This window comes from Kiloniella laminariae, assembly GCF_027214005.1.
Taxonomy (GTDB): domain Bacteria; phylum Pseudomonadota; class Alphaproteobacteria; order Kiloniellales; family Kiloniellaceae; genus Kiloniella; species Kiloniella laminariae_A.
Genome location: NZ_JAPWGY010000009.1, coordinates 98809 through 120452, shown reverse-complemented (window position 1 = coordinate 120452; position 21644 = coordinate 98809). Strand labels below are relative to the sequence as shown.

The window sequence follows — 21644 nt, the reverse complement described above, 5'->3', positions numbered from 1 at the left end:
CGTTAGACTTTTGAAAGAGAAAGGGCAACGCCCTGGCCGACACCGACGCAGAGGGTTGCAAGGGCTGTTCGGGCTTTGCCTTCGCCGATGGCACGGGCAGCCGACAGGGCAAGACGCGCCCCGGTCATTCCCAGGGGATGTCCCAGGGCAATGGCACCGCCATTCGGATTTACTGTCGCCGCATCATCGGCCAGTTTCCAGGCGCGCAGGCAGGCCAGCGCCTGGGCGGCAAAGGCTTCGTTCAGTTCGATATGATCAAAGGACGCGGCGGTCTGCCCGGTCAGGCTGGTGAGCTTATCCAGTGCGGCAATCGGGCCAATGCCCATCACCCGTGGGGCAACGCCGGCACTTGCCGCAGCGGTAAAACGTGCCAGAGGTATCAACCCGTGAGCCTTGATGGCGGCTTCCGAAGCAAGAAGCAAGGCGCAAGCACCATCGTTAACGCCACTGGCATTGCCCGCGGTAACGCTGCCGGGGGAACGGAAGGGGGTGGGCAGGCTGGCGAGCTTGTCGAGGCTGGTTTCGCGTGGATGTTCGTCGTGCTTGACGATCAGGGCAGCTCCCTTGCGCTGGGCGATGGAAACCGGGCTGATTTCGCTATCAAAATAACCGGTTGCCTGGGCGCGAGCGGTACGCTGCTGGCTGCGCAGGGCAAAGGCATCCTGATCGGCGCGGGAAATGCCATGGGCTTCAGCGACGTTTTCTGCTGTTTCCGGCATACCATCGATACCGTACTGGCTGGCAAGGACCTTGTTGACAAAGCGCCAGCCGATGGTGGTGTCAAATATTTCCGGGGCGCGACCAAAGGCGGTTTCGGACTTGGGCATGACAAAGGGCGCGCGGGACATGCTTTCGACGCCCCCGGCAATCACCAGCTCTGCGGCACCGCATTGAATGCTGCGCGCGGCAGCGATAACCGCATCCAGACCCGAGGCGCAGAGCCGATTGACTGTCAGGGCCGGGACGCTTTCAGGCAAACATGACAGCAGCACCGCCATGCGGGCGATATTGCGGTTGTCTTCACCGGCCTGATTGGCACAGCCAAAGATGACCTCATCAATCGGAAGTTCCGGCTGGTCTTCAAGCACCGCATTGATCACCCCGGCGGCGAGGTCATCCGGGCGAAGGCTGCTGAGGGCGCCGCCGTATCTGCCGATCGGGGTGCGTTTACCCCGGCAAATGAAAACCTGCTTGAGTTCAGTCATGATGGCTACCTGTAAGGTTTGGAGCGATGGTATAGCGCTCTTTTAAATGGTCAGGCGCTGAGTGGTACAGCTCTTCAAGGAGGGCAATCGTGGCGTTGCGTTTGTCACCTGTTGCCATGGCAAAAGGACCGCGGGGGAAATTCAACCCCAACAGCAGTGCCTGGTCAATATCTGCCCGCGATGCCGTGCCCTCGGCCTCGACAAAATGGGCCTCGTTGATCAGGGTGGCCTCGATCCGGGCGACAATGCTGGCGGCGGCTTCGGGGGGAAGTTCTGTAACCGGAACCTTGGGCAGGGTGAAGCCTTCGCCGGATTTCTGACCGAGCTTGCCAGCCTCCACCTGCTGTTTCAGGCGGTCAAAGGGCTGATAGCGCGGGTGGCGTTCCAGCGCTTCCCATACGCTCAGTGTGGCGGCATAGTTGATGTCAGCCCCGACCAGATCAATCAGTTCGAAGGGACCAAGGCGATAGCCTGCGCTGCGCAGGGCGGTATCGATCTGGGCCGCAGTGAAATTACCTTCTTCCAGAATACAGAGTGCCTCGCCGTAATAGGGGCGGGCGCAGCGGTTGACGACAAAACCAGGACGGTCCTTGGCCCGGATTGGCTGTTTGCCGATTTTCCGCGCAAGCTGCATAACCGTCGTGATGACATCTTCCGGGGTTTCGGGTGTCTCGATCACCTCGACCAGTTTCATGATATGTGGCGGGTTGAAAAAATGCATGCCAACAAGCCGGGATTTATGGACCAGCCCGGCGGCGATTTTTGTAACCGACAGCGAAGAGGTATTGGTGCAAAACAGGGTGTTGTTGCGGCAGATGGTCTCCAGTCTGGCAAACAGCCCGGCCTTGACCTCCAGCTGTTCGACGATGGCTTCGATCACCAGATCCGCAGACGCCAGGCTCTCCAGCGCCAGTTCAGGCGTGATCCGGGCGAGAGCAGCGGTTTTATCTTCTGGTGTCATCAGATTGCGGGCGATTGCTTTGTCCAGGGTCGTGGCAATGGCTTGTAGGGCCGTCTCAAGTGCGACCTCATTGGTATCGACCAGCACGACCCTGTAACCGCCAGTCGCCATGATCTGGGCAATTCCCCGCCCCATGGCTCCTGCGCCAATTACACCGATGACTGTGCCGTCATTCATTTTAATCGCCTCTCGATAAGTATCATCGCAAAATACTATTGTACCTGTCTTCTGACTAACCTGCTTTGCAGGCATAGCCTTAAAGTTTTTCTTTTGAGAATAGCGCCAGCATAAAACATTTCAAGCTTAAATATTTTATGCTTGAAATAAAAATTCACTTGGGTCTATGATTGGGTAACAAGCAATAAAACAGTCAGTAAAAGAATAACCAAAAATTCTGACTTGCATTCAGGTATGTATTCTGCGGGAGGACGCGCAAATGAAGATTGTCTGTCTTGGAGGCGGTCCAGCCGGGCTCTACTTTGCCATCAGCATGAAGCTTAAGGATCCCACGCATGAAGTCGTGGTGATTGAACGTAACAACGCCGAGGACACCTTTGGCTGGGGTGTTGTTCTCTCGGACGACGCGCTGGGTAACATGCTGGAAAATGATCCGAAAAGCGCCGAGCAGATCCGCGAGAACTTTGCCTATTGGGATGATATCGCTGTGCATCACAAGGGCGCGCGCACCGTCTCCGGCGGTCACGGTTTCGCCGGGATCAGCCGCAAGCAGATGCTGATCATCCTGCAGGCCCGAGCTCGCGAGTTGGGCGTGGACCTGCGCTTTGCGACCCTGTTCGGCCCGGTCGAGGATTATAAAAGGGAATTCGATCTGGTTGTCGCCGCTGACGGCATCAATTCGGCTGTGCGCAATGAATATAAAGAGCAGTTCCAACCCGATGTCGATGTCCGGCTATGCAAGTTTATCTGGCTCGGCACCCATCAGAAATTCAATGACGCCTTTACCTTTATCTTTGAAGAGACCGAGCATGGCTGGGTATGGGTACACGCCTATCAATTCGACGACAATACCGCCACGGTGATTGTCGAATGCACGGATGAGACCTGGAACAATTTCGGCTTTGCCGATATGTCCAAGGAAGAAACCATCGCGACTTGTGAGAGGATCTTTGCCAAATACCTTGACGGCAATGCCCTGATGTCCAATGCCGATCATCTGCGCGGCTCAGCGGTCTGGATGAATTTCCCAAGGGTGATTTGCGAAAAATGGCACCATGACAATGTGGTGTTGATGGGGGATGCGGCGGCAACAGGGCATTTTTCCATTGGCTCTGGCACACGGCTGGCTTTTGACAGCGCAATCTCTCTGGCGAATTATCTTGATAGTGAATCTTCAATGGAGACGGCTTTTGAACGCTATCAGGAAGAACGTCGCGTTGAAGTCCTGCGATTGCAATCTGCTGCAAGAAACTCGCTTGAATGGTTCGAGAATGTCGAACGCTATGTCGATTTTGATCCGGTGCAGTTCAACTATGCCCTGCTGACAAGATCACAGCGGATCAGTCATGAGAACCTTCGGGTTCGCGACAAGGAGTGGCTGGAATCTGCCGAGGACTGGTTCCAGATCCAGGCAGGGCAACCCTCAGGTTCTGGCAAGGCACCGATGTTTACACCGTTCAAGATCGGGAATCTTGAACTGAAAAACCGGATCGTGGTTTCACCCATGGCCCAGTATAAAGCTGTCGATGGTGTTCCCGGCGACTGGCATTTTGTTCATTATGCCGAGCGGGCCAAGGGAGGTGCCGGACTGGTTTATGTCGAGATGACCTGTGTCAGCGCCGATGCCCGGATCACGCTAGGCTGCCCGGGCTTGTACAGCCCGGAACAAGAAGCGGGCTGGAAGAGGCTTGTGGATTTTGTCCACAGGGAAACGGAAGCAAAAATCTGCTGCCAAATTGGCCATGCCGGGCGCAAGGGTTCAACGCAACTCGGTTGGGAAGAAATGGATGCCCCGCTGGCCGAGGGGAACTGGCCATTGCTTTCGGCTTCAGCCATACCATGGTCCGTAAATAATGCCGTCCCTAAAGCAATGGACCGTGAAGATATGACACGGGTGCGGGATCAATTTGTGAATGCGACGGAGATGGCGGCGCGTTCCGGATTTGATATGATTGAACTTCATGCTGCGCACGGGTACCTGATATCTTCTTTCATATCGCCGCTGTCGAATATCCGTGAGGATGAATATGGTGGCAGCCTTGAAAACCGGATGCGTTATCCTTTGGAAGTCTTCAAGGCAATGCGGGCGGTCTGGCCTGCCGACAAACCAATGTCTGTCCGTATCTCCGCTGTGGACTGGGTTGATGATGTTGGCATCACACAGGACGATGCCGTGCAAATCGCCCGTCTGTTCCACGAGGCTGGCGTAGACATTATTGATGTTTCTGCCGGACAGACTTCGAAAGAGGCAAAGCCGGTTTATGGACGCATGTTCCAGACGCCCTTTGCCGATCGTATTCGCAACGAGTTGGGGATTGCGACCATGGCGGTCGGCAATATTTATGAACCCGATCATGTCAATTCTATTTTGATGGCGGGGAGGGCTGATCTGGTTTGTATGGCGCGCCCCCATCTTGCTGATCCTTACTGGACCCTGCATGCCGGGGCGAGCCTTGGAGAGAAAAGCCTGAAATGGCCTGATCCCTATCTGGCAGGACGCGACCAGCTCTATCGTCTTGCAGAAAAAGCCGAAGCTATGGTGGTTCGGGCATGACGGAATTAGCTGGCAAAAGTGTCTTGATCACTGGGGGCGGCAGCGGTGTTGGTGCCGTGATGGCCCTTACCTTTGCGGCAGCGGGAGCAAGGGTCTGGATTGCCGGGCGTAAAGAAGACAAGCTACAGGCCGTAGCAGCAAAAGACCCGGCTATTTCCTATGTAGTGGCTGATGTGACGGATGAAAAATCTGTCGCCAATATCTATGCGACAACAGGTCAGGTCGACATTGTCATTGCCAACGCGGGAGTGTCGGGGAGTGCGCCACTGCATAAAACCAGCTTTGAAGACTGGCAAAATACTCTTGCGGTTAATCTGACCGGGACATTTTTAACCTTTCGCGACGGGTTGCTGCAGATGCCGAAACAGGGGGGGCGTCTGATTGCGGTTGCTTCCACTGCTGGCTTGAAGGGATATGCCTATGTTGCCCCCTATGCCGCCGCCAAGCATGGTGTTGTCGGGCTGGTCCGTGCTCTTTCTCTGGAAGTTGCGAAATCAGACACCACGGTCAATGCCATCTGTCCGGGATTTCTGGATACAGAGATGACCGAGCGATCTATCGAGAATATCGTCAAAAAAACCGGGTTAACCCCGGAAAAGGCGAAAGAAAGCCTGGCTGGTTATAATCCGCAAAAACGTTTGATTAAACCTGAAGAGGTTGCTGAGACGGCCCTTTGGTTATGTCGGGATGGCGCAAGTTCGATAAACGGGCAGGCGATCGCCCTTTCCGGAGGAGAGATATGACTTTGTTGTCCAGCAAGAGCGATATGTCGGTGAACAAGCGGCGCTTGCGCATGTGGATACGCATGTTGCGGACAACACGGTTTGTCGAGGCCCGGCTGCGCGAGTTTCTACGAGATAAATACGACACGACCTTGCCAAGATTTGACGTGATGGCTGCACTTTATCGCAGCGCAGACGGCCTGAAGATGAGCGAATTGTCAAAACTTCTGCTCGTCTCGAACGGTAATGTTACCGGTATTATAGAACGTCTGGTTACGGATGCTCTTGTCCTTCGGGTGAATGTTGAAGGGGATCGCCGGGCGATGCTGGTGTGCCTGACTGATCAAGGACGCAAGGTATTTGAAGAGATGGCCCGGGAGCATGAAGCCCTTATCAACGATCTTTTTGCTGATCTTGATGGCGAAGATCTTGATGAACTGGTGCCGGTTCTCAGCCGTTTGAAAGCTATAGAGGACAAAAAATCATGACGACAATGGCAGATCTTAAACCAGTTCATTTTAAGTGGCGCATGGAAGAAAGCGTCGCCGTAATACAGCTTGATCGTCCCGAACGTAAAAACCCGCTGACTTTTGAAAGCTATGCAGAACTCAGGGATACTTTCCGGGATCTGGTTTATGCAGAAGACATCAATGCCGTGGTGTTTGCCTCCAATGGCGGGAATTTCTGCTCTGGCGGGGATGTTCATGACATCATCGGACCGCTGGTCGGTATGGACATGAAGGAGCTTCTTGCCTTTACCCGGATGACCGGAGACCTGGTCAAGGCGATGCTAAACTGCGGTAAACCGATTATTTCGGCTGTGGACGGTGTGTGCGTTGGCGCGGGCGCTATTATTACCATGGCTTCGGATTTGCGGTTGGCAACCCCGGAAGCCAAGACCGCATTCCTGTTTACAAGAGTTGGGCTGGCCGGTTGTGATATGGGGGCTTGTGCCATTTTGCCACGGATTATCGGGCAAGGGAGAGCCGCTGATCTGCTTTATACCGGGCGCAGCATGTCTGCACAAGAAGGCCATGACTGGGGCTATTTCAATGCCCTGCATTCTGCTGAGGAATTGGAAGAACAGGCCTTGATACTGGCAAAGCGTATTGCATCCGGACCTACCTTTGCCAACGGGATTACCAAGACCCAGTTAAATCACGAATGGAACATGTCGCCGGATCAGGCGATCGAAGCAGAAGCTCAAGCCCAGGCAATCTGTATGCAGACGCGGGATTTTGAGCGTGCCTATCATGCCTTTGTCGCCAAGAAAAAACCTGTATTTGAGGGAAATTGATGGCTGATACATCATTTCTAAACTGGCCCTTTTTTGAGAACCGCCACCGAGAACTGGCCGAACAGCTTGAAGTGTGGTGCAAAGGTAACCTCCCTGTTGATCACAGCGATGTTGATGCTGCTTGTCGTGGTCTGGTTTCGGCTTTGGGTGCAGCGGGGTTTCTAACCCATTCTGGAACGACCGGGCAGGAACGCCTGGATGTGCGTTCTCTCTGTCTGATCCGCGAGACTCTGGCCCGGTATGATGGCCTGGCTGATTTCTCTTTCGCCATGCAGGGGCTGGGTATGGGGGCTGTTTCCCTGTTCGGTTCCCAGGAACAGCGCGAATGGCTGAAACAGACCCGGGCAGGCAAGGCGATTTCAGCCTTTGCCCTGACGGAACCGGCCTCGGGATCTGATGTCGCGAATATCCAGATGATGGCAAAAAAAACAGATGATGATTTTGTTCTTGATGGAGAGAAAACCTGGATTTCAAACGGAGGTATTGCGGATCTTTACGTTGTCTTTGCCCGGACAGGGGAGGCGGCTGGCGCCAAAGGCCTGTCAGCTTTTCTGGTGCCTGCCACAACGGCGGGTTTGAGTGTGGAGGAACGGCTGGAGGTTATTGCGCCGCATCCCTTGGCACGTTTGAAGTTCAAGGCGGTTAAACTCCCTCGTGCGGCACTGATTGGGGATGCTGGCAGCGGTTTCAAGATTGCCATGTCTGTTCTGGATGTTTTCCGTTCAACCGTTGGTGCTGCAGCACTGGGTTTTGCCCGTCGTGCGCTGGAGGAAACCCTGACCCGCTGTGCTGATCGCCAGTTGTTTGGTGCACCCATGCATGAATTACAGATGATCCAGGGGCATATTGCTGAAATGGCCGTGGATATTGATGCCTCTGCCTTGCTGGTTTATCGCGCTGCCTGGACCAAGGACACTGGTGCCGCAAGAGTGACCCGAGAAGCTGCGATGGCCAAGCTCTTTGCCACGGATCAGGCCCAGGGTGTTATCGATAAGGCGGTACAGATTCACGGTGGCGACGGTGTAAGGAAGGGCAGCGTCGTGGAAAGCCTTTATCGGGAAATACGCGCCCTCCGTATTTACGAAGGGGCCTCAGATGTTCAGAAAATAGTTATTGCGCGGCAGGAAATCAGCAGAAAACAAGGAGAGAACAAATGATGTTGGGACCATCTGCTCATGTTGATAGCTTTACCCGCGATAATTTGCCGTCTCCGGAAAGCCAGCCGGAATATCTGAGGGAAAACTTCCAGTACCCGGAATATCTCAACGCGGCTGTTTGTCTGACCAATGATATGGTTGATAAAGGATTTGGCGACCATACGGCCCTGATTGGCAACGGACGTCAGCGTACTTACAAGGAACTCACGGACTGGACCAATCGCATTGCTCATGCCCTTGTTGAGGACTTTGGAGTGAAGCCCGGGCACCGCATTTTGATCCGTTCTGCCAACAATCCGGCGATGGTGGCCTGTTGGCTTGCGGCGACCAAGGCAGGTGCTGTCGTCGTTAATACCATGCCTATGTTGCGGATGGGCGAGCTGAGCAAGATTGTCGACAAGGCCGAGATTGCCCTGGCGCTTTGTGATACCCGACTGATGGATGAGCTTGTTCTTTGTGCCAAGGAAAGTCGCTATCTCAAAAAAGTTGTCGGCTTTGATGGCACGGCAAATCATGATGCTGAACTTGACCGGGTTGCTCTTGGAAAATCTGTTCAGTTCTCTGCTGTTCAAACCGGACGAGATGACGTTGCATTGCTGGGGTTTACTTCCGGGACGACTGGAAATCCAAAAGCGACCATGCATTTCCATCGCGATTTGCTGACCATTGCCGATGCTTATGCCAAGGAAGTGTTGCAGGTAACGCCAGAGGATGTTTTTGTTGGATCTCCTCCGCTGGCCTTTACCTTTGGCCTGGGAGGCCTGGCAGTATTTCCGCTTCGTTTCGGTGCTACCGCGACGTTGCTGGAAAATGCTTCACCTCCTGAAATGATCAAGATCATTGAAACCTATCGGGCCACGATCTGTTTTACTGCACCAACAGCTTATCGGGTGATGCTCAAAGCAATGGATGAAGGTGCAGATCTTTCAAGCTTGCGTTGTGCTGTATCCGCCGGGGAAACGTTGCCTGCAGCTGTGTTCGATGAATGGGTTACCAAAACCGGGAAACCTATCCTGGATGGCATAGGGGCGACAGAACTTCTGCATATCTTTATCTCCAATCGGCTGGGGGACGCCAAGGCCAGTAGTACCGGGCGTGTACTGACAGGCTATAAGGCGATGATTGTGGATGAAAACATGGATGAAGTTCCACGCGGGGAAGTTGGCCGCCTTGCCGTCAAAGGTCCGACGGGCTGTAGATATCTGGCAGATAACCGACAGCAGGATTATGTCTGCAAAGGCTGGAATTTAACGGGAGACAGTTTCTATCAGGATGAAACGGGGGAGTTTCATTTTGTTGCCCGCTCCGATGATATGATTGTGTCTTCTGGTTACAACATTGCGGGGCCGGATGTCGAACAGGCCTTGTTGCTTCATCCAAGTGTTCTGGAATGTGCTGTTGTTGGGGCGCCTGATGAAATCAGAGGGATGGTTGTTGAAGCGCACGTCGTATTACGCGAAGGTGTTCGCGAAGATGATGACACAGCGGAAATACTAAAAAACCACGTAAAAAAAACCATTGCACCTTATAAATATCCGCGGGTGGTCAAGTTTCTGAAAGAATTGCCAAAAACCCAAACCGGAAAAATTCAACGGTTTAAATTGAAGCAAAAATCGTAGACGATGCTTCAACAAAAATGAGTACGGAAAGTACCAGTTTATCTCAACAGGAGCTCTTAGGGAGACGAGAATGAAGAAATTTGTGAGTGCGGGGGCTTTTGCCCTTATGGCAGCAACGTCAATGACAGCGCTACCTGCTTTTGCCGAAACCAAAGTTGGTATGATCACGACCTTGTCTGGTGGGGGATCTCATCTTGGTATCGATGTGCGTGATGGTTTTATGCTGGCAATCGAACAGTCAAAAAGTGATGTCGAGGTTATAATCCGTGACGATGCCCGCAAACCTGAACTGGCCAAATCGCTGGCGAATGAAATGCTACAGAAAGAAAAGGTTGATATCCTAACTGGCATTATCTGGTCCAATCTGGCAATGGCGGTTATTCCAGAGGTGGTTCGAGGCGGTACAGTCTATCTTTCTCCCAATGCCGGACCTTCTGCCTTGGCAGGGAAGCTCTGTAATGAGAACTATTTCAACGTAGCCTGGCAGAACAATAATCTGCATGAGGCTATGGGTGCATACATGAAGAAGGAAGGCTTGAAAGCCCCCTTCATTGTTGCCCCGAATTATCCTGCTGGTGTGGATGCCCTGACGGGATTCAAATCTTATTTTGGTGAAGTTGAAGGTGAGCTGTTCACTAAGCTTGGCCAGACAGATTATGCCGCGGAAATTGCCCAGATAAAAGCATCCAAAGCGGATAGTGTTTTCTTCTTCCTGCCTGGCGGGATGGGGATCTCTTTCATGAAACAGTATGGTGGTGCGGAGGTAGGTTTACCTGTGTTCGGTCCTGCTTTCTCGTTTGATGAGGTGATTCTTGGTGCGGTTGGTGATGCCGCCATTGGCGTGAAAAATACGTCCCAGTGGGCTTATGATATGGATAACGCGGCCAATGTGGCCTTCGTTAAGAGTTTCAAAGAGAAATATGGCCGGACACCAACACTCTATGCTTCTCAGGGGTTTGATACAGCAAATTTGATGCTGTCAGCGCTTGCCAAGGCAGCCCCTTCTGATGCGGAAGCATTCCGGGCAGCCATGAAAGCGGCTGAGTTTGAATCAGTACGCGGTGCCTTTAAATTTGGGTCAAACAATCATCCGATCCAGAATATCTATATTCGGGAAGTTGTCGCTGGTGCGGATGGAAAACCGACCAACAAACTGGCCGGAATTGCTATTGAAAACCTTCAGGATGCTTATGTATCCGAGTGCAAAATGTAAGCACTGGTGAGTGCTCTCCCGCTCTGCAAACAGAGCGGGAGAACGCATCCCAAAGGGGAGTTTTATGAATATTGCGCTGGTTTTGGAACAACTCCTGAATGGTGTCCAGCTGGGAGTCATGCTTTTTACAATGGCTTCAGGTCTGACACTGGTTTTTGGAGTAATGGGATTGATCAATCTGTCCCATGGGTCTCTCTATATGATGGGAGCCTTTATCTGTGCTTACGTTGCCGGGATTACAGGATCTTTCTGGATCGGTCTTTTGGCTGGTGCTCTTGGGGCAGGAGTAATGGGCGCTATCATCGAACTGGTGGTGATCCGACGGCTTTATGACAGGGATCATCTCGATCAGGTTCTGGCGACCTTTGCATTGATCCTGATTTTTTCCGAGGGTACCAGCTGGATTTTTGGCGCGTCACCTCTCTGGCTTGATATGCCTGATCTGCTCAGTGGGTCTGTATCTCTTCCGGGAGGGGTAACCTATCCGCTCTATCGTTTGATGATTATCGGTGTCGGCATTGTTATCGCTATTGGACTGTATCTGCTGATCTCCCGTACGCGGATTGGCATGCGGATCCGGGCTGGTGAAAACGACAGGGAGATGATCGGTGCCCTTGGGGTGAATATTTCCGCTCTTTATACGTTTGTGTTTGCGGTTGGGGCTGTCCTTGCCGGATTGGCCGGATCTTTGCTGGGGGTATTACAATCCGTACAGGTTGGAATGGGGGAACCGATGCTGATCCTGGCCTTTGTCGTGATTGTTATCGGAGGCATCGGCTCGATCAAAGGAGCGCTGGTTGGTGCTCTGCTTGTTGGTGTCGTCGATACTCTGGGGCGGATTTTCTTGCCTGGTCTGTTCAGCCTGGTTTTGGATAATGCCGATGCAACCAGTGTCGGTTCTGCCCTGGCATCGATGCTGATCTATCTTCTTATGGCCGTGGTTCTTGCGGTAAAGCCAAAAGGATTGTTCCCTGCAAATGCGTAAACTCACTCGTGAAAGCTGGATCAACTCTTCCCTGGTGTTGTTGCTGGCTCTGGCCCCATTATGCGCCAGCCTGCTTGATGAGCCTTATTATGTAAACCTGGCTTCCCGCGTGGTTATTATTGCCATGGCTGCAGTCGGCCTTAACCTTGCCTTGGGCTTCGGGGGGCTGATCAGTTTTGGCCATGCGGCTTTTTTTGGCCTTGGAGGCTATGTTGCTGGTGTTGCTGCCTATCACGCGTTTGATGGCTCTTACTTCATTGGGGTCATCCCCGGCAGTGACCAGATGCCCGTCATATGGCTGGTCGCTGTTCTTGTCGCAGGACTTGCTGCAACCTTTATTGGTGTGATCAGCCTTCGCACCCAGGGGGTCTACTTCATCATGATCACCTTGGCATTTGCCCAGATGATCTATTATTTTGCCATTTCCTTTCCCACCTATGGTGGAGAGGATGGGCTGTCAATTTACGTTCGCAACAGTTTGTTCTCTCTTGATACTTCTGATCCTCTGATCTTTTTTGGCATCTGTTTCTTTTCTCTCATGCTCTCTATTTTTGTCACCCGGAGAATAATGGGATCACGCTTTGGTGCCGCCCTGACCATGGCACGGCTGAATGATATACGCTTGGCAACTTCTGGGGTGGAACCTTTCCCTATCCGCCTGACGACCTTTGTGCTGTCCGCAATGATTACCAGCGGAGCCGGGGCGTTATTCGCTGATCTGAACGGCTTTGTCAGTCCGAGCATGTTGAGTTGGCACCATTCGGGAGAACTTATGGTCATTGTCATTCTCGGTGGGGTGGGCAGACTCTTTGGCCCCGTGGCTGGTGCTGTCGTTTTTGTGTTGCTTGAGACATTTATTGGCGGATTTACCCAACACTGGCAATTTTTTCTTGGGCTGATCCTGTTAAGTGTCGTGTTGTTTGCCAATGGTGGATTGATCGGACTTCTTGCCGGGAGGCCTCGCCATGACTGAAGCCGTCTTACGGATTGAAAAACTGCAAAAAAACTTTGGTGCATTGAAGGCAACAGATGATGTAACCCTTGATCTCAAACCTGGTGAAATTCATGCGCTAATCGGACCAAACGGAGCAGGTAAATCGACGCTGATTGCACAGATATCCGGTGGATTATCTCCTGATTCCGGTAATATTTACCTCGGTCAGGAAAATGTAACTGGCTTGAGTATTGCTGCCAGGGCAAAGAGAGGACTTGGACGTTGTTTTCAGATCTCTTCCCTGGCTATGCCACTGTCAGTCCGTCGCAATGTGATGATGGCCAGTCAGGCCGTTACGGGGACCAGTTTCAGTTTCTGGAAACAGACAGACAATGATCAGAAGCTACTGGAGGCGGCAGAAAAAGTTCTTGCCCGGGTTGGGCTTGAACCTCGAGCTGATGTTCCGGTTGCAGAGCTCTCACATGGTGAACGGCGCCAGGTCGAGGTGGCCTGTGCTCTGGCTTTAAAGCCGAAAGTACTTCTTCTTGACGAGCCTATGGCGGGAATGGGGGCCGGGGGATCAGAGCGACTGACCGGGTTTTTGGAAGAACTCAAACTGGAAGTACCAATCTTGTTGGTTGAGCATGATATGGATGCTGTATTCCGCCTAGCGGATCGTATTTCGGTTCTGGTTTACGGGCAGATCATTGCCCAGGGCAGTGCAGATATGATCCGTCAGGATCCGCTTGTTCGGGAAGCATATCTGGGGACGGAAGAATGATGTTGAAAGTTTCTCAGATAGAGACTTATTACGGGCCGTCCCAAGCATTGTTTGGTGTGGACCTTTCTGTGGATACCGGCGAGCTGGTTGCCTTGATGGGGCGTAACGGTATGGGGAAATCCACGACTATTCGTTCGATCTGCCGTCTGACGCCTGCGAAAAGAGGGCATATTGTTTTTGATGGACAGGATCTGGCTGGACTTCGCAGTTTTCAGGCTGCCCGCCTAGGAATTGGGCTGGTTCCGGAAGGACGCCGTTGTTTTGCCAGTTTGACTGTTCAAGAAAATCTGATAGCGACGGCACGCCCGGGTGTTTGGGATTATACAAAGGTAGTATCCCTGTTTCCTCGACTGGGGGAGCGTGCAGGGCAGATGGCTGATACGCTTTCTGGCGGGGAACAGCAGATGCTGGCAATCGGTCGGGCATTAATGACCAACCCTAAACTGTTGATCCTGGATGAAGCTACCGAGGGGTTGGCACCTGTTATCCGTCAGGAAATCTGGGCTGCTATCCGTCGTTTGAAGGACGCTGGACAGTCTTTGCTGGTGGTCGACAAGACGCTTTCCGAACTGCTGCCGATTGCAGATGCCTGTGTCATTCTGGAGAAGGGTCGCAGTGTCTGGACCGGGCGTCCTTCTGCACTTTCTGGTGATCTTCGTGATCAGTATCTGGGGGTATAATGACTTTTGAACTTCCGGTTACCATTCGTTTTCAGCATTGTGATCCTGCTGGAATCGTCTTTTATCCCCGCTATTTCGAGATGTTTAACCTGACCATTGAAGAGTGGTTCGAGCAGGTTATTGGCAGCAGTTTTCATCAGTTGCATCTTCATCAGAAGATTGCTGTTCCAACTGTTCGAATGGAGACCGAGTTCCGGGCCATGAGCAGGCTGGAAGATATCGTGGTTTTTAACCTCAGGATTACTGCGATTGGTAAAAGCAGTATGGATTGCACCATAGAGGCTGTTTGTAACAATGAATTACGCTGCACAAGCAATATCACTCTTGTTTGTGTGGATATGACCATCAGCAAGGCCAGAAGCTGGCCTCAGCATATCTTGTCTTCGATGAAAAAGTATTTAGAGGAAACCAAATGACCGGGACTGCACACCGACAACTTCAACCTCCGGGATGGCCGGTGGCCAAAGGCTATAGCAACGGAATTATTGCCGCACGAGGACAAACTGTTTATCTCGCGGGAATTATCGGCTGGAATGAGAAAGAAGAGTTCGAGAGCGATGATTTTGCTGCCCAGTTTCGTCAGGCACTTCTAAATATTGTTGCGATTCTTGAAGAAGCCGAGGCTAAACCTGAGCATATTGTGCGTATGACCTGGTTTATCCGGGACAAGCAGGAGTATCTTTCATCACTGAAGGCCGTAGGAGAGGCTTACCGGGAGATTATCGGTCGCCATTATCCTGTCATGGCGGTGATCGAAGTCAGTGCATTTATGGAAGATCGGGCAAAACTCGAAATCGAAACAACGGCTGTTATTCCCGATTAACCTGTTTTACAAATCAAATTTCCTAAAACCAACAACGGCCTCTGATGAAATCAGAGGCCGTTGTTTTATAAAACAGGTTCTTGTACAGAACTTATTCTACGATGGACAGGTTCTCAGCTGAAGCTTTTCCGTTTCTGCCGGTTTCCAGTTCATAGGAAACTTTCTGACCTTCGTTAAGAGTGCTCAGGCCGGCACGTTCAACTGCGGAAATGTGAACGAATGCATCTTTGGAACCATCTTCTGGTTCGATGAAGCCGTAGCCTTTAGTCGGGTTGAAAAATTTAACGACACCAATAGTCATAGTCATAATTCCTCTAACAGGAGGTTAGTATCTGCGTGCGTGATAGTTTCACCACGCTTTGGGTAGCGCTCACACTGTCAGGGGATAACTCAGCAAATCGGCCTGTCGGCTATTGAAGTAACACATAACAAATGTAAAACGATGAGCCGTATTTAGGTGAATCAATAAAAAAGTCAAGATCCCATGAACAAAAATTCAGAGGGAACTTATATAAAAATCTTCAGGGTTCGGTCGGATTTTTCTTTAAGAACAAACTTGGGAAATACAAACGAAACGGGACCAAGCCACTTCCTGTCGAAGTGGTGGTCCCGCAGAGTATACAAAATAAGTTTACCTTATTTTCGGGAAGAAGGTCGGGTTTTGATCCGACAGGGAATGGGTTCTTTTTGCATAAAAAGCACAAGATAGCTCAAAAGACAGATGATGGGTAAGAGGGCCAGCCATTCCATGATTGTCATTCTCCCGAAGTTAAAATTAACGGGTTAAACTCTTTAGTGTAAATTGGGGCTCTAACACTGTGTGTGAGCTGGGATCAGTTTCTTTCTGATCTGGATTCTATTATTGCATTAAATCCTTTCCAGAAAGTTTCCAGAAATACAGTTGTTGTATTTTATCCCCTTCCGATCAATCGGGCGAGGGGCAGCGTAACAGTTGCGGTGGTTCCTTCATCAATTGTGCTTTGTATCTCCAGAGTACCTTGATGAAATTCCACCAGTTTTCTGGTCAGGGCCAGGCCAATTCCTGTGCCGGAGACTTCTGTCGTCATTGTCTGCCCTACGCGGAAGAAAGGTTCAAAGATTCTGGCAAGGTCATGGGGTTCCATTCCGATTCCTGTGTCGGTTACCTTTATCTGGATACCGGAATTTTCCTGGCTGGCTGAAAGGATGACCTTGCCGCCTGCTGGCGTGAACTTGATGGCATTGGACAAGAGATTTAAAAGAATTTGTTTAAGGGCTCTGGCGTCAGCATAGAGGATAAAGGCAGGGATACGGTTTATATCGAACTCCAGGTTTTTTTCTGCTGCGGTTCCTTTGATAATACGGTTGGTCTGTTCAACCACTTCGGCAAGATTGATGTTTTCTTCTTCGAGGGTATAGCGCCCGGCCTCGATTTTAGAGAGGTCGAGAATATCATTTATGATCTCAAGTAAAAGTGCGCCGCTGCTGTGAATGTCAGAGACATAGCCGAGGTATTTTTTGTTTTCGAGCGGGCCGAGCAACTGCTGTTCCATAATCTCTGAATAGCCCAATATCGCATTCAGGGGGGTTCTTAATTCGTGGCTCATGTTTGCCAGGAATTCAGATTTTGATCTGTTCGCCAGATCGGCATTTTCCAGAGCGGTGATCAGGGCTTCCTGATCAAGATGACGTTGGGTTATGTCACGTATTAAAATGACGACACTGGGGCAGGTATTTTCCTTGTCAATGATCAGCGCTGAACGAGCCTCAAACCATCGTGGAGCCCCATCCATGGGCATAAAATATTCCAGGTTCTGCACCTTCTCAGTCGCGATGGTTTTGCCTATGATATCCATCCAGAGTTCGACTGCCTTGCTGCCAGCCATCTCTTTCAGGTTTCGCCCGATCATCTGTTCTTTGTTGAGGAAGAGCAGTTTTTGATCGCCGTAGATATCAATGACATCTCCCTTGCGCGAATAGATGATTCCCAGATCGGGCATGGCCGTAATATGAGCCCGCAGGTTGGCGTCACTTTTGTTTCGGGCTTCTTCGGTATGAACCAAATGGGTGACATCCAGCATGGTTCCTTCATAAAAAAGTATATTTCCCTCTTCGTCCCTGACAGCACGGGCCGTTTCACTGACCCATTTGTCTTCCCGGTTTTTCAGGCTTTTGATCTGGGAAACAAAACCTTCGACATAACCTTCTTTTTCCATTTTCTTTTTAAATTCAAGGCGTCTGTCATTCTCTTTATACCAGCGGTCGTCATTGAAATTGGCAATAAGAATCAGTTCCTCTTCACTCTCACAGGCATTTAGCCGTACAAGATATGGGTTTGCCTGGAGAAGGCGTCCATCTGGCGTGGTTCGGTATATCCCGATGGCCGCGTTTTCAATCATCTCGCTGTAATTTTTTTCCGCCTTGCTCAGTGCCTGGTCACGCAGGGTTAATTCTGTTTCAAGCTGTTTTGCTGTCCTCCGCAATGAGTAGAGATCTTTTTTAAAAAACAGAGCGGTAATTACCATTAATCCAAAGGCAAGGAGGAGGGCGAGTATAATGGCCTGTTGGCGTAATTTTTCAATCGGGCGGGTAATTTCTGTATCAGGCGCGGAAAGGGCAATGACAAGTCGACGCGTATCGATTTTGATGCTGTGCCAGGAAATTAGTTTTCTGACGGTTTTCTGGCTATCCAGACGTGAAGCAGAAAAATAGTATTCGTCCTGGCCAGATGTTTCAGTAACTAGACGTTGGTCTATGCGTTGAAGATCTGGATAGGATTTGTGCAAATCATCAAAAACACTGCGACCAATGATTTCTGTTTCATGGTCATAAATCACAACCCCTTGTTCATTTAGCATAAATGCTGCGCCATATTCTCCTGAACGTAAGGGTTTTATGTATTGTTGGGACAGATAGGAGAGATCGGCGACCGTTACCGAAACCGCTGTGAAGATACCTGATCGACGTATAGGCCGCAGAATAGCAAAAAACTGTTCGTTTTCTGTGACATGAAAAACGGGAACGATTGATGTGATTTCCGGGGAGGCAAGCGCTACCCAGTTTTGTTGTATCCACGCATTAACTGTTCCATAGATGAGAGAGAGGTTGTTATTTTTTTTCTCATCCAGAGTGCTTAGGAGAAGAGTCTGTTGAGCATTGTAAATCAGGACGCCGAGGATCTCCTGTTGAAAATCTTGTGTCTGTAAAAGGCCTGAGTTGAGCTGCTCAGCTGTTCTGGACTTATCCAGGCGATCGATGTCGAAATGACTTTCGAGTTGAAGAGAGAAGCGGGTGATATCATCCAGAATTTGCTGAAAAGCCCGAGCTGCAATTTGTGTTTGCAGGAATTGCTGTTCATTAAAAATCTGTTCCTGCTGGAGAACTGCACGCTGTTCAAGTTTGAAGGTGATACCGACAAAAAAGAAAACCAGAAGAAAGGCGAGGGTGGCATAAAGCAGAGCCGTACTTCGAGCAAACCTTTTCAAAGAGCTTTGAACCACGATGCTCATGCCTGTTTTTCTGACCTTTGATACGATAATGCGAGGCCCTTCGTAATGAAAAGAAGAGCTTAGGAACCTATTGGAGATATAGATTAGAGAGCCAGTTGTTAATTTTAGCTAAATGAGAAAAATAAATTCAAAGCTCTACTTCCGGTTAGTAATTCCTGCAGGTGAACCTAATCGTCAGGATTGTTAAAGAGCTGTCTGTGATAGCTGGAGCACCTCTTCTTTGAAGTGCTTCCGGCAGACTGGTACATAGCGGTCATTCCCACCAATTTCTACCTGGGTGCCCTCCCGGATCGGCTCTCCCTGTTCATCAACCCTCATAACCATGGTGGCCTTGCGACCACAGTGACAAATCGTTTTGAGTTCGTGAAGAACATCAGCCCAGGCCAGTAAACGTTCGCTTCCTTCGAACAGGTTGCCCTGAAAATCTGTGCGAAGGCCATAAGCCAGGACAGGTATGTCCAGGCAATCGACAATTTCACTGACCTGAAATACCTGTTCCTTGGTCAGGAACTGAGACTCATCTATAAAAACACAGCTGATTTGTCGTTTGGCAACTTCTGTCCGTGCCATTTCAAACAAATTATCCTTTCGGCCATATATAAGTGCTTCTGCCTGAAGGCCAATACGGGATGAAATTTTGCCAATACCGTATCGGTCATCCAGAGCGGCGGTGAAAAGCAACGTTCCCATACCGCGTTCCTGGTAGTTGTAGCTTGATTGGAGCAGGACGGTTGATTTCCCGGCGTTCATGGAGGAGTAATAGAAATAGAGTTTTGCCATTCGCAGGAAACCTGTGTTCGGAATTATTTAAGCACTTTGGACACGAGCCAGCAGTTTTAACTTGGTCTTTTGATCTGCGAAAGAGTTTTCAATTGATGTTCGGGTCAGCTGCAGCAGTTCGTCATCTGAAAGTTTGAAATGCTCGCGTGCTATAAGATATTCTTTCCCGATTGAAGTCGCAAAATAAGGGGCATCGTCAGAATTCAAGGTTACCTTGACCCCTGCAGCCTGGAGTTTAAGAAAAGAGTGTTCGTTAAAACTGGTAAAAACGCCAAGGGCAATATTGCTGCCGGGGCAAACTTCAAGAGTAATTTCCTCATCAATCAGTCTTTTGACCAGATCCGGGTCTTCAATCGACCTTACGCCGTGGCCAATCCGTTTAACGGGTAAATGGTCAAGGGCAGCTATGACACTTTCTGGACCCGCCATTTCTCCTGCGTGGACGTTGCACTGTAACCCTGCTTCATCGGCAATGTGAAAGGCTTTGGCAAAATCAGAGGGATGATGAGCATTCTCATCTCCTCCCATGCCGAAACCAACCACAAGGGGGTGAGGATTGGCAACGGCCTGTAGGGCTACCTTTTCTGCCTGAGCAGGGCCAAGGTGTCGAACGCAGGTAACAATAATCCGGGCTTCTATCCCGAAGTCGTTTGTTGCATCTGTAATGCCCCGGGTAATCCCCTCGAGGTGATCCTGATATGTCATTCCGGCCATAGCAGCATGATCCGGGGAAGACATGACCTCGACATAGAGTGTGTCTTCAGCTGCACAGCGTTTAAGATAATCATAAGTTACATCACGATAATCTTCAGGAACTCTGATCACAGCACTGGCCATGTCATAGGCCTTGAGAAACTCGAGAAAGGTGGTCCAGCGAAAGTTGTCGTCACTGGTGAAAAGGTTGTCCGGAAGTGTCATGCCATGTCGGCTGGCAAGTTTCCTGACCAAAGCAGGAGAGGCCGTACCTTCAAGATGGCTGTGGATTTCTGCTTTTAAAACCATGTTTTTCTCTTGTTCATCTGTTGGGGGGAACTGCTAAAGCCTAAATAAAAGACTGTCCGGCTGTTAGGGGGGGCACGCCCAAGAAGCTGGCGACAGATTGTCCGATGTCAGCAAAAGTGCTGCGTCGCCCGATATTTCCTGTGGGCAAGCCCGGACCAAATGCCAGGACGGGGATATTCTCTCGGGTGTGATCACTTCCTGCCCAAGTCGGATCGCAGCCGTGGTCGGCAGTAAGTACAACCAGATCGCCACTTTTCAGTTCAGGCATCAAAACCGCGAGTTTATGATCAAAATCTTCCAAAGCAGCAGCGTAGCCAATCACATCCCGTCGATGGCCATAGAGGCTGTCAAAGTCGACGAAGTTTGTGAAGGTTAATGACCCTTCGGGAGCTGAACGAACCTGGATCATGGTTTTCTCGAACAATTGATCATGCCCACTGGCTTTGATCACCTGTGTCGGACCTTGATGTGCATAGATATCTCCAACTTTGCCAATGGCGATCATTTCGCGCCCGGCATCCCTGACATGATTTAGCAACGTCGGGGCAGGGGGGAGAACACTAAAGTCCCGGCGATTTCCGGTCCGGACAAAGGGTTTTGAATCATTGCCAATAAAGGGGCGGGCAATGACGCGGCCGATATTCAGATCATCAACCAGATCCCGTATGGTCAGGCAAAGTTCCATCAGACGATCCAGGCCAAAGCTTTCCTCGTGTGCTGCAACCTGAAGAACGCTATCTGCAGAGGTGTAGAGGATCGGTTTGCCACTAACCATATGTTCTGCACCGAATTCTTCGATGATCTCTGTCCCGGAGGCATGGCAGTTCCCCAGAATGCCGGGGAGTTTAGCCCTGGTAATAATGTCGGTGATCAGATCCTGGTCAAAGCAGGGGCGTTTGTTGGGGAAATATCCCCAGTCGAAGGTAACGGGGACGCCAGCTATTTCCCAATGACCACTCGGCGTGTCCTTGCCGTTACTGGTTTCACTGGCACATCCATAAAGAGAGTTGGGAGGAGATATTGTGGAGGAAAAACCCTCCGGCAGAAGACCTGTACTGGTTTGGGCTGCCAGACCAAGCCCGAGAGATTCCATAATAGGTAATGCCAGAGGCCCAGATCTCACGCCTGCCTTGTCTGCTCTGCCCGCCGCGCATTCTTTTGCAATGTGGCCGAGGGTGTCAGCTCCTTCATCACCAAAGTTTCTGGCGTCCGGAGCGCCGCCAATACCAAAGGAGTCGAGTAGAAGGATAAATGCTCTGGCCATTT

Annotated in this window: 20 protein-coding genes; 13 read left to right on the top strand and 7 right to left on the bottom strand. The window is 50.8% G+C overall.

Annotated elements, in window-relative coordinates:
- Window positions 1-2 precede the first annotated feature (2 nt).
- Complete coding sequence (gene pcaF, locus O4H49_RS18035) at window positions 3-1205, bottom strand: 3-oxoadipyl-CoA thiolase (RefSeq protein ID WP_269424838.1); 1203 nt, start codon at window positions 1203-1205, stop codon at window positions 3-5.
- A complete protein-coding gene (locus O4H49_RS18030; protein ID WP_269424837.1) occupies window positions 1198-2343 on the bottom strand; it encodes a 3-hydroxyacyl-CoA dehydrogenase in 1146 nt (381 codons plus the stop codon). Before O4H49_RS18030 ends, pcaF begins: the two co-directional genes overlap by 8 nt.
- Window positions 2344-2602: 259 nt before the next feature.
- Between O4H49_RS18030 and O4H49_RS18025 the strand changes: the two genes are divergently transcribed.
- From O4H49_RS18025 to O4H49_RS17965, 13 genes are all read left to right on the top strand, one after another.
- Window positions 2603-4897 (top strand): bifunctional salicylyl-CoA 5-hydroxylase/oxidoreductase, encoded by a 2295-nt coding sequence (locus O4H49_RS18025; protein WP_269424836.1) that lies wholly within the window; start codon window positions 2603-2605, stop codon window positions 4895-4897.
- A complete protein-coding gene (locus tag O4H49_RS18020) occupies window positions 4894-5640 on the top strand; it encodes an SDR family NAD(P)-dependent oxidoreductase (RefSeq protein ID WP_269424835.1) in 747 nt (248 codons plus the stop codon). The genes O4H49_RS18025 and O4H49_RS18020 overlap by 4 nt, the downstream gene beginning before the upstream one ends.
- Entirely contained in the window at window positions 5637-6107 is a 471-nt protein-coding gene (locus tag O4H49_RS18015; RefSeq protein WP_269424834.1) for a MarR family winged helix-turn-helix transcriptional regulator, read from the top strand. Before O4H49_RS18020 ends, O4H49_RS18015 begins: the two co-directional genes overlap by 4 nt.
- The gene (locus O4H49_RS18010; protein WP_419715239.1) at window positions 6104-6916 is read left to right on the top strand and encodes an enoyl-CoA hydratase family protein; all 813 of its coding nucleotides are present in this window, start codon (window positions 6104-6106) and stop codon (window positions 6914-6916) included. Before O4H49_RS18015 ends, O4H49_RS18010 begins: the two co-directional genes overlap by 4 nt.
- A complete protein-coding gene (locus O4H49_RS18005; RefSeq protein WP_269424833.1) occupies window positions 6916-8073 on the top strand; it encodes an acyl-CoA dehydrogenase family protein in 1158 nt (385 codons plus the stop codon). Before O4H49_RS18010 ends, O4H49_RS18005 begins: the two co-directional genes overlap by 1 nt.
- Window positions 8070-9692, top strand: a complete 1623-nt coding sequence (locus O4H49_RS18000) for an AMP-binding protein (RefSeq protein ID WP_269424832.1) — start codon at window positions 8070-8072, stop codon at window positions 9690-9692. Before O4H49_RS18005 ends, O4H49_RS18000 begins: the two co-directional genes overlap by 4 nt.
- A gap of 70 nt (window positions 9693-9762) precedes the next feature.
- Window positions 9763-10905 (top strand): ABC transporter substrate-binding protein, encoded by a 1143-nt coding sequence (locus O4H49_RS17995; RefSeq protein ID WP_269424831.1) that lies wholly within the window; start codon window positions 9763-9765, stop codon window positions 10903-10905.
- 64 nt (window positions 10906-10969) lie between these two features.
- Window positions 10970-11890, top strand: a complete 921-nt coding sequence (locus O4H49_RS17990) for a branched-chain amino acid ABC transporter permease (RefSeq protein ID WP_269424830.1) — start codon at window positions 10970-10972, stop codon at window positions 11888-11890.
- Complete coding sequence (locus tag O4H49_RS17985) at window positions 11883-12863, top strand: branched-chain amino acid ABC transporter permease (RefSeq protein WP_269424829.1); 981 nt, start codon at window positions 11883-11885, stop codon at window positions 12861-12863. Before O4H49_RS17990 ends, O4H49_RS17985 begins: the two co-directional genes overlap by 8 nt.
- Window positions 12856-13605, top strand: coding sequence for an ABC transporter ATP-binding protein (locus O4H49_RS17980; protein ID WP_269424828.1), 750 nt, complete (start codon window positions 12856-12858; stop codon window positions 13603-13605). The genes O4H49_RS17985 and O4H49_RS17980 overlap by 8 nt, the downstream gene beginning before the upstream one ends.
- Window positions 13602-14285: an ABC transporter ATP-binding protein gene (locus O4H49_RS17975; RefSeq protein ID WP_419715238.1), complete on the top strand. Its 684-nt coding sequence runs from the start codon at window positions 13602-13604 to the stop codon at window positions 14283-14285. The genes O4H49_RS17980 and O4H49_RS17975 overlap by 4 nt, the downstream gene beginning before the upstream one ends.
- Window positions 14285-14701, top strand: a complete 417-nt coding sequence (locus tag O4H49_RS17970) for an acyl-CoA thioesterase (RefSeq protein ID WP_269424827.1) — start codon at window positions 14285-14287, stop codon at window positions 14699-14701. Before O4H49_RS17975 ends, O4H49_RS17970 begins: the two co-directional genes overlap by 1 nt.
- Complete coding sequence (locus O4H49_RS17965; protein ID WP_269424826.1) at window positions 14698-15108, top strand: RidA family protein; 411 nt, start codon at window positions 14698-14700, stop codon at window positions 15106-15108. Before O4H49_RS17970 ends, O4H49_RS17965 begins: the two co-directional genes overlap by 4 nt.
- A gap of 91 nt (window positions 15109-15199) precedes the next feature.
- Here the strand turns inward: O4H49_RS17965 and O4H49_RS17960 are convergent, their stop codons facing one another.
- From O4H49_RS17960 to O4H49_RS17940, 5 genes are all read right to left on the bottom strand, one after another.
- A complete protein-coding gene (locus O4H49_RS17960; protein WP_269424825.1) occupies window positions 15200-15409 on the bottom strand; it encodes a cold-shock protein in 210 nt (69 codons plus the stop codon).
- A 610-nt stretch (window positions 15410-16019) separates the two neighbouring features.
- Window positions 16020-18596 (bottom strand): ATP-binding protein, encoded by a 2577-nt coding sequence (locus O4H49_RS17955; RefSeq protein ID WP_269424824.1) that lies wholly within the window; start codon window positions 18594-18596, stop codon window positions 16020-16022.
- A 183-nt stretch (window positions 18597-18779) separates the two neighbouring features.
- Window positions 18780-19376 carry a thymidine kinase gene (locus O4H49_RS17950; RefSeq protein WP_269424823.1) on the bottom strand — a complete coding sequence of 199 codons (597 nt, stop codon included), beginning with the start codon at window positions 19374-19376 and terminating at the stop codon, window positions 18780-18782.
- Window positions 19377-19403: 27 nt separating this feature from the next.
- Window positions 19404-20378 carry an adenosine deaminase gene (add, locus tag O4H49_RS17945; protein ID WP_269424822.1) on the bottom strand — a complete coding sequence of 325 codons (975 nt, stop codon included), beginning with the start codon at window positions 20376-20378 and terminating at the stop codon, window positions 19404-19406.
- Between the two features lie 40 nt (window positions 20379-20418).
- Window positions 20419-21642, bottom strand: coding sequence for a phosphopentomutase (locus O4H49_RS17940; protein WP_269424821.1), 1224 nt, complete (start codon window positions 21640-21642; stop codon window positions 20419-20421).
- Window positions 21643-21644: the final 2 nt, after the last annotated feature.